The 5,304-nt window shown below is 53.1% G+C and carries 5 protein-coding genes; all 5 read right to left on the bottom strand.

Annotated features, from left to right (window positions below):
- On the bottom strand, positions 1 to 1,713 hold a 1,713-nt coding region (gene dxs / locus B2633_RS08250; protein ID WP_483170124.1), incomplete at its 3' end, for a 1-deoxy-D-xylulose-5-phosphate synthase.
- 11 nt (positions 1,714 to 1,724) lie between these two features.
- Entirely contained in the window at positions 1,725 to 2,291 is a 567-nt protein-coding gene (locus tag B2633_RS08245) for a hypothetical protein (RefSeq protein ID WP_483170123.1), read from the bottom strand.
- A 770-nt stretch (positions 2,292 to 3,061) separates the two neighbouring features.
- Entirely contained in the window at positions 3,062 to 3,964 is a 903-nt protein-coding gene (locus tag B2633_RS08240; RefSeq protein ID WP_483170122.1) for a polyprenyl synthetase family protein, read from the bottom strand.
- A gap of 45 nt (positions 3,965 to 4,009) precedes the next feature.
- Entirely contained in the window at positions 4,010 to 4,216 is a 207-nt protein-coding gene (gene xseB / locus B2633_RS08235) for an exodeoxyribonuclease VII small subunit (protein WP_483170140.1), read from the bottom strand.
- On the bottom strand, positions 4,213 to 5,304 hold a 1,092-nt coding region (xseA, locus tag B2633_RS08230), incomplete at its 5' end, for an exodeoxyribonuclease VII large subunit (protein ID WP_483170121.1). The genes xseA and xseB, both read right to left, overlap by 4 nt.

The raw sequence follows: 5,304 nt of genomic DNA, 5'->3' as shown, positions 1-5,304 counted from the left end.
CAGCACATCGGAACCCCCGCTGCCAACCCCGCCGTTGAGGCAGTTTTCTTCCATGGTCACTATCCTGGCTCCTGCCTGGGCCCGCTGCAGAATAGCGGCTGTGTCCAGGGGTTTCGCGAAGCGGGCATCCAGGAGGGCTGCCGATATTCCCAGACGACTTAGTTTCGCCACTACATCCCGGGCAATATTCACGGCTCGTCCAATAGCCATGATGGCAATATCCTGGCCTTCGCATATCAACCTGGCCCGCCCTACTTCCAATATATCAGCAGCTTCGATATGGCTCTCCGCCACCCCCCGCGGGTAGCGTATGGCCACCGGGCCCGATAAAGTAAAAGCGGCGTCCAGCATCTTTATCAATTCTTCTTTGTCTGAGGGAGCCATTACGGTGAGGTTGGGGACATTTCTCAAATAGGCCAGATCGAATACGCCATGATGTGTGGGACCGTCTTCGCCTACCAGCCCGGCCCGGTCCACGGCGAAAATAACCGGCAGCTTCTGCATGCTTACATCATGAATGATCTGATCATAAGCCCTCTGCAAAAACGTAGAATATATGGCTACCACCGGTCTTAACCCCATTTTGGCCATGCCGGCCGCCAGGGTGACGGCATGCTGTTCACATATACCTACATCGAAAAACCGCTGCGGATAACATGCCGCGAAAGCGGATAAACCGGTACCGCTGGTCATGGCAGCGGTAATGGCCACTACTTTTGAGTCGGTTTTGGCCCGGTTGAGCATATACTCACCGAATATCTCGGTATAGGTCAGAAAAGGTTTCTTGAGGGGGTGCCCGGTCTCCACATTAAATGGACCGATGCCGTGGAACAGGTCGGGCTCTAAACTGGCCGGCTCGTAACCGCGCCCTTTCTGGGTGATGACATGAATCAATACCGGGCCTTTCATCTGCTTGACATTAGACAGCATCAAGTATAATTCATCCAGGTTGTGGCCGTTAACCGGTCCTATATAAGTAAAGCCCAGCTCTTCAAAAAGAATCCCCGGCACTACCAGGTTTTTGACCATTTCCTTCATGCGCCCGGCTGCTCTGGCAATGTTCGGTCCAATTGCGGGTATGCGGTTTAAACGGGATTCGATCTCCTCCTTGGTCCGGGAGTATGACGGGTCAGTGCGCAGGCGGTTCAAGTAGCTGGAAAGGGCGCCAACATTTTTGGAGATAGACATCTCATTATCGTTCAAGATTACGGTGATGTCGCAGCCTTGATGCCCGGCATGATTGAGGGCCTCAAATGCCATTCCGCCTGTGAGCGCACCATCGCCTATAACCGCTAAGACTGAATACTTCTGTCCCATCAGATCCCGGGCCAGAGCCATCCCCAGAGCTGCTGAGATGGAAGTGCTGCTGTGTCCGGTATTAAAAGCATCGTGATGTGATTCTTCGGTTTTGGGGAAACCGCTCAAGCCTCCGAACTGGCGTAAAGTCGCCATCTGCTGGCGGCGCCCGGTCAATATTTTGTGTACATAACTCTGGTGACCCACATCCCAAATGATGCGGTCGGTGGCGGTGTCAAAAACATAGTGCAGGGCCAAGGTCAATTCAACTACGCCCAGGTTGGAGGCCAGGTGGCCCCCGCATTCGGATACGCTGTGTATCAACAATTCTCTTATCTCTTCGGCCAGCAGGGTCAGCTGGGCTTTATTCAGCCGGCGCAAATCCTGTGGTGAGTCTATCTTTTCAAGTATAGACACGGTTACACCTTCTACTTCTTAAATAATTCCATTCCAGTGAGGTTTTCCCACCAACCGATCACAATCGCTACCCGAAAAATAATTTGATTGGCATAATTGACCGCCAGGTGTTTTCCCAGGGCTTTGCCTCCGACTGTCGCGGCTGCAATCAAGCTGGTTACGGCTGCGCCCATCCAGATAGCGTCTGCCAGCGGGAAACGGTTCAAAAGGCTTACCGCGATACCCGCTCCTATGGCCCCGCTCAATGTTCCTGCGATATCTCCCACTACATCGCTGCAGAAGTTGGCCACCAGTCCGGCATTGTGAATTAGCTTGACGGCCTGCCTGGCCCCAAATATTTTTTTTGCCGCCCTGGCATTGAAAGGCGGCAATTCAGCAGCGGTTACAGCTGTTCCGATAATATCAAAAAATATTCCCCAAAAAATTATTACGATCAACAGGCCAATGGCCACCGCTATCTGATTGACCGCTTTAACCAGTCCCTCAGAACCAATGCTCATCAACAGAGCGATGACAAAGGTCAAAAAGGCCATAAACATGGCCGATATCAGGTGATTTTTTCGTATGTAACCAGACAAGCTGATTTATCCTCCAGAAATAGCGGTCCTGGCAAAAGGTTGTTCATTGAGTAAACGCTGCGACTTAGGTCCAGACGGTTTTCCCAGCAGGACACCCAATTGTTGCCAAATGGGCGATTTCCCTTTACGCCTGCTCTGCTGCGTCACCGACAGCAGAACTGGATTACCACTTAGTACGCACTTTAATCCCCAATAAACCGTGCACCCGCACTCAGTCTAGGAGTTTTCCTCAACAACCCACATCGGTTTCTAGCCTCTTTTGCAGCAACGGTTTCAAAGCAAGCCATACTATCTCGGCCAAGATAAGCACAACCCACATGCGCCTATTCGCCGCCCCCACTCAAGGCAGGCTACACTACACCCAGCTTTTTTACCAGAATGCAGGTTTTCCCGCCATCGAAATGGCGAGCCTCCACAGATGTATGGGTAGAGCCCGCATGCCATTGCAGATTCCCCACACATCCTTAACTCCCAGCAACGACCCCTGACTGGGCGTCAAAAGCCGATACCAGAAGCTTCATCGATGTGCCCTTAACGGATTTTTAGCCCCGTCTTTAAAACAGATAGGGTTGACTAGAATACTGCAACCTTTTGCCAGTCCTTTCAGTACATATTATATCATGTATAAAATCCAGCTTCCAGTTGCGTGAAAAGCCAGGAGTGCCCCTAAAACCGCTTGTTAACGTCCCTGGGGCTCAAATCGCCATGCTGATAAGCGGCACTAAAGTATACGCGCTTATAGACTGGCCGGCAAGACAAGGGCCAACTTTTCAGCTCTGCCGGAAGAGGGTAAACCTGGCCAGATCGCGCAGGAAATCGGCCTCGTCTCCAAATCCCCGCAGACTCGCCATGCACTGTTCGACACTTTGCCGGGCCATATCCAGAGCGCCTTTTAGGCCGAACAGGCTGACGTAAGTGGTTTTAGCGTTCTTTTGGTCACTCCCTACCGGTTTGCCGATGATTTCCTCTTCCCCGCAAACATCAAGAATATCGTCCGTGATCTGAAATGCCAATCCAAAATGCCGGGCATAATCGGTCAGGTCCTGCAGCTGTTGGGCTTCCATTCCTCCCAGTATGGCGCCGGACCTCAGGGAAGCCCGGAAAAGTGCCCCGGTCTTAAGCAGGTGCAGGCGTTGCAGGTCTGAAAAGGGAATCTGCTGCCCTTCCCATTGCAGATCCAGAACCTGTCCGCCGATCATGCCGGTACTGCCGATGGCAACAGCCACTTCCCCAATCATTTCAACCGCTGCCTGTGGAGTTACCCCGGACACCGAGGCATTGGCCGCCATTAATTCAAAGGCCCGGCTCAGAAGGGCATCCCCGGTCAAGACAGCGGCAGCCTCCCCGTAAACAATATGGCAGGTGGGTTTACCCCGTCTCAGGTCATCATCATCCATGCTGGGCAAGTCATCATGCACCAGCGAATAACAGTGGATCATTTCTATGGCGCAGGCGGTAAGCATTACCGAATCGGCCGGTATGCCGGCTAAACGGGCTCCTTCCACTACCATGATGGGGCGCAGGCGTTTGCCTCCATTGGACACTGCGTAATACATGGCCTCATGAATAATCGGCGGGTAAACGTCAACCGGGAGAAATCCCAACAGACTGCGATCGATTTGCTCTTTGCGGGTTTGTAACTGCTTCAAAAATCCGGTTTTATCGAACCCCATTCGTGTATCCCCTCGCTTAGCCTGTAATCGTTCAGAATTGTCAAATCAGATATCAGCCAGTTCCCAGCCGCCGTCCAGCTTCTTTACCAGCTGCTGCACCCGTCCCTCAGCCTTCTGCAACTCCTGCTGGCAGCGGACCGAGAGAACAATGCCTTCCTCGAAAAGCTTGACCGAGGCCTCCAAATCCAAGGTGCCGTTCTCAAGCATTTCCACAATCGTTTCGAGCCTCTCCAACGCTTTTTCAAAGCTCATATTTTCCACCGGGATACGGCCTCCTTCTCCATTACTTTGACCTTTAAATCGGCGTCCTGCATGCATACCTGCAGTTCGCCGCCCAGTTCCACCTGCTCTCCCCGGGTTACCACCGCGGGACCCGACTTTATCAAAGCATAACCGCGCTGCATGGTTTTTAAGGGGCTGACTCCGTCCAGGCCGGCCGTTAAAAGGGCCAGCCTGACTGATTTTTGTTCAGTCAGCGTTGTCATAGCCTGATTGAGGCCGAGCTCAGCCTGCTGCAAGCGGTCATAGTGTTGTTTTATCAATTGAGCCGGGTCTTTCCACACCTTTTTCATCATAATACGGTCCAGGTTCTCCATATTCCGGGTCAATTTACGGGTTACCGCCGCTATGAGGCGCTCCTGCTGCTTTGACAGGGCAGACTCCAACAGATTCATATCCGGCACTGCCAATACCCCGGCCTGAGTCGGTGTAGCCGCCCGTAAATCTGCAGCCAGGTCGGCCAGGCTGAAATCAACTTCGTGGCCGATGGCGGTGATGACCGGTATCCTGGAATTAAAGATAGCCTCTACCACCGTTTCGGTATTAAAGGGCATCAAGTCTTCCCATGAACCTCCGCCGCGCCCCAAAATGATGACCTCTACCCCGCCATGCTCATTGAGCAGGCGCAGGCCTTCGGCCAGTTCCCGGGGGGCATCATTGCCCTGCACCGCACTGTGTACCAGAATGACCTGGCAGCGCCGATGACGCTGGCGGATGATCTTGAGAATGTCCTGCAGAGCGGCTCCATCCTGGGAGGTGATGATCCCCACCCGGTTGACCTGGCCGGGAATGGTTTTTTTTCGCTCCACATCAAAATATCCTGCTGCCTGGCACTTTTCCCTGATTTTTTCCAGGTATATCTGCCAGGCGCCGATGCCATAAGGCCGCAATTCCTGGACATAGAGCTGGTATTTGCCCTGCGGGGCGTACACCGACACCGCCCCCCGGGCTATGACCTCCATGCCGTCTTGCGGAGTAATGCTGGCGCGCCGGGCCTGGCTTCTGAACATTACACAGCTCACCGAACTATCCCGATCTTTTAAGGTAAAGTAACAATGCCC

The sequence above is a fragment of the Syntrophomonas sp. UBA1041 genome (genome assembly GCF_002316705.1).
In the GTDB taxonomy this organism is placed as follows: domain Bacteria; phylum Bacillota; class Syntrophomonadia; order Syntrophomonadales; family Syntrophomonadaceae; genus DTU019.
Note: the sequence above shows the minus strand (reverse complement) of the source record. Positions and strands in the feature narration are given on the sequence as shown.

Bases quoted from the DNA above. Each gene is read 5' to 3' on its own strand.
- B2633_RS08240 (WP_483170122.1), bottom strand. From the start codon at position 3,964: ATGGGGTTCGATAAAACCGGATTTTTGAAGCAGTTACAAACCCGCAAA.
- xseB (WP_483170140.1), bottom strand. From the start codon at position 4,216: ATGAGCTTTGAAAAAGCGTTGGAGAGGCTCGAAACGATTGTGGAAATG.